Below are 3,054 nucleotides of genomic sequence, written 5' to 3'. Positions count from 1 at the left end.
CACGGCGACCTGGTTGGGCCAGTCGGCGGAGACCTGGCGCTGGGAGACGCGCCAGGCCGGGGCGCTGATCGCGCACGAGCGTCGCACGCGCCGCGACGGGGCGCGCGTGGCGATCGCCGAGTGGGCCTTGGAGCGAGCCTCATTGACGCCCTTGCAAGGGGAGCTGGAAGTCGTCCTTGGCGCCGTGTCGTTGGCGATGCCGGATGCTGCCGCGACCGGGGTCACGCCTCCATGAGGGGCGCGGAGGGCCTGCGCGTTGCAGCCTGGCCATTTGGTAGGTCCCTGGCGGCCTCACCGACCCTGATGAGGTTGCAGTTCGGACTGACTCTGCGTGCTGCGCTATAATGACGTTGAGAGGAGACGACGGGGTTTCCTCAAGGCAGCCGATGGTCCATCGGCAGGAGGCGTCATGGCGCTCGAGATCGCCACGCATGTCAACCTGGCCCGCATCGAGGAGGCCTACCATTCCGTGCGCAAGGTGGCGCATCGCACGCCCCTGTTCACCTCGCAAACCTTTGATGCCATGGCGGGCTGCGCGATCCATCTGAAGGCGGAAAATCTTCAGAAAACCGGCTCCTTCAAGGTCCGCGGCGCCTACCTGTGCCTCAGCCGCTTCTCCCCGGAGCAGAAGGCCCGTGGGGTGGTCACGGCCTCCGCCGGGAACCACGCTCAGGGCATCGCCCTGGGTGCGCGCCTCAACGGGATGAAGGCGACGGTCTTCATGCCGACGGGCGCCTCGATCGCCAAGGTCCAGGCGACGCGTGGTTACGGGGCCGAGGTGCGCCTGGTGGGCGCGATTTTTGACGAGGCCGTCCAGGCTGCCAAGGCCTTCGCGGAGGAAACCGGGGCGGAGTTTGTCTCGGCCTTCGACCACGATGACATCATCGCGGGGCAGGGCACGATCGGGCTGGAGTTGCTGGAGGACCTGCCCGATCTGGAGACCGTGATCGTGCCGGTGGGCGGGGGCGGCTTGATGAGCGGGGTGGCGATCGCCCTCAAGGAGCGCAACCCGCACATTCGCGTGGTGGGCGTTCAGGCCGAGGGCGCCCCGGCGCTGGTGAAGGCCTGGCAGGCGCACGAACTCGTGGCCACGCCCTCGGTCAAGACGATCGCCGACGGCATCGCCATCAAGTATCCGGCCGAGCGGACCTTTCATTACATCGCCAAGTACGTCGACGAGATGGTCACGGTCAGCGATGAGGACACGGCCAACACGATCGTGCAGTTGCTCGAACGCACCAAGCTGGTGGTGGAGGGCGCCGGGGCGGTGGGCCTGGCGGCCTTGCTGACGGGGCGGATTGCGGCCCGTGGCAAAACCGCCGTGATTCTCAGTGGCGGCAACATCGACACCAAGCTGCTCTCCAGCCTGATCGAGCGGCACATGCTGCGGGCCCAGCGCTACGCGCGTTTGTTCACGGCCGTCGACGACAAGCCCGGCTCGCTCGCCAAGCTGCTCAAGATCGTGGCGGACGGCCAGGGCAACCTGATCGAGGTCAACCACAACCGCGCCAGCGCCAGCGTGCCGCTCGGCGGCACCGGCGTGGAGATCCAGATCGAGACGCGGGACGGGGGGCACATCGAAGAAATTGTCGGGGCGCTGCGTGGAGAGGGCTACCCGGTTCAGGTGATGCCCTGAAGTCGATGAGGGGAATGGGCGCGTATTTGGTAAAATGTCGCCCATGTCCCCGCCGCCTCGCAAGAAATCCGCTCCACCGCCCCCCGCTGCGGGTGAACCACCTCGGCGACGCAAGCGCCGCAAGAAAAAGAAGCGCTCGCTGACGCCCCTGTTCGTGCTGGGCGGGACGATCTTGCTGGCCCTCGGAGGGCTGGTGGCGGGGGGCGTCTATCTCGCCGAGCAGTTCGTGCCGACGCCCCCTCCTTCCGTCGACCCGGAGGCGGTGGTGCGGCCGGCCGTGGCAGAGACCCAGCGCTCCGAACGCGTGCGCAGGCCGGGGCTGGTCCTGCGGGCACCGGACCAGGTCTATTGCCTCAAAGCCAGCGACGTGGCCGGCAAGGCGATCGAACTGCCGGTCAACGGGTTGCTGGAACGCGGGGTGCTGACGGCCTTCGCCGATGGCACCTTCCGGCCCGAAGAGCCGATTCCGCGCGCGGAGTTCGTCGTCTGGTGCTACAACGCCCTGATGGCGCAGACAGGCAAGACCGAGGACCCGTTCGTACAGCCCAAAAAGCCGCTGCTCGACGTGGCGCCCAAGGGTGATGAATTTGAAGACGTCGCGGCCGACCACTGGGCCGCCCCGGTGCTCGCGACGCTCAAGGCCGCCCACTACTTCGGCGAAAAGCCTCCCAACACCTTCCGGCCGGATGCTCCCTTGCGCCGGGAACAGTGGGCCATGCACGCGATCCAGTGGGCGGCTTCGCGGGAGCAGGTGTTGAATCTGTCCCGGCAGGTCGACCCGACCAAGTTGGCGGTGGCGTTGCGCAAGCTGAACTACACCGACGCCGAGGCCATCAAGGGGCTGTATCGGCCGCACGTCTGGTTCATCGTCTCCGACGAGAAGCGTGCCACCTGGCTGCAGGGTACCTTCGAGACCCCCGTCAACCCCGGCCCGTGGCGGCCCAACAAACCCGTCACGCGGGGGGAGGCGGCCACCTTCATCGGGGGCTTCTACGAGGAGATTGGCAAGGCGTTCATCTAGCCTTCCAGGCGGCCCAGGGCTCGTAAACCTTCAAGTGGCCGTGCGGGGAGACAAAGCGCAGTTTGAGCTTGTCGGGGTGCGCGTCGACCAGCTTCTTGATCGGGGTTTCGCCCCAGTAGCCGTCCCGCTGCACGATCCAGCACGGGCGGCTGCGGAACAGTTCCAGGGTGGCGTTCGAGGGAGTGGCACCATCGCCGTAGGGGACGCTCTTGCGCTTGGTGTAGAGCCACATCCGGATCGGATAGGCGTCGACCAGGACCGCCGTCGGCTGTGACTGCTGGCGTTCCCAGGCGACCAGCGCCTGAAAATCTTCGGCTGATTCCCGGTCGGCGGGGGAGAGCAAGGCGTCGTGATAGGGCGGATGCAGGAAGATGCCCACAAAGCGCTTGGCGCTCCA

General features: G+C 67.1%; 4 protein-coding genes. 3 read left to right on the top strand and 1 reads right to left on the bottom strand.

Annotated features, from left to right (window positions below):
- The 3 genes from VKP62_05255 to VKP62_05245 all read left to right on the top strand — a co-directional run.
- Positions 1-235: hypothetical protein (locus VKP62_05255; GenBank protein ID MEB3196593.1), on the top strand; the 235-nt coding region annotated here is incomplete at its 5' end.
- A 174-nt stretch (positions 236-409) separates the two neighbouring features.
- A complete protein-coding gene (gene ilvA, locus VKP62_05250; GenBank protein MEB3196592.1) occupies positions 410-1,636 on the top strand; it encodes a threonine ammonia-lyase in 1,227 nt (408 codons plus the stop codon).
- 43 nt (positions 1,637-1,679) lie between these two features.
- Positions 1,680-2,657, top strand: coding sequence for an S-layer homology domain-containing protein (locus VKP62_05245; GenBank protein ID MEB3196591.1), 978 nt, complete (start codon positions 1,680-1,682; stop codon positions 2,655-2,657).
- On the opposite strand, the gene VKP62_05240 is transcribed toward VKP62_05245, so the two are convergent.
- Positions 2,650-3,054: hypothetical protein (locus VKP62_05240; GenBank protein ID MEB3196590.1), on the bottom strand; the 405-nt coding region annotated here is incomplete at its 5' end. The two genes, VKP62_05245 and VKP62_05240, sit on opposite strands and share 8 nt — an antisense overlap.

The sequence above is a fragment of the Candidatus Sericytochromatia bacterium genome, assembly GCA_035285325.1.
Lineage (GTDB): Bacteria > Cyanobacteriota > Sericytochromatia > S15B-MN24 > JAQBPE01 > JAYKJB01.
This window is presented reverse-complemented; position numbering and strand designations above follow the sequence as displayed.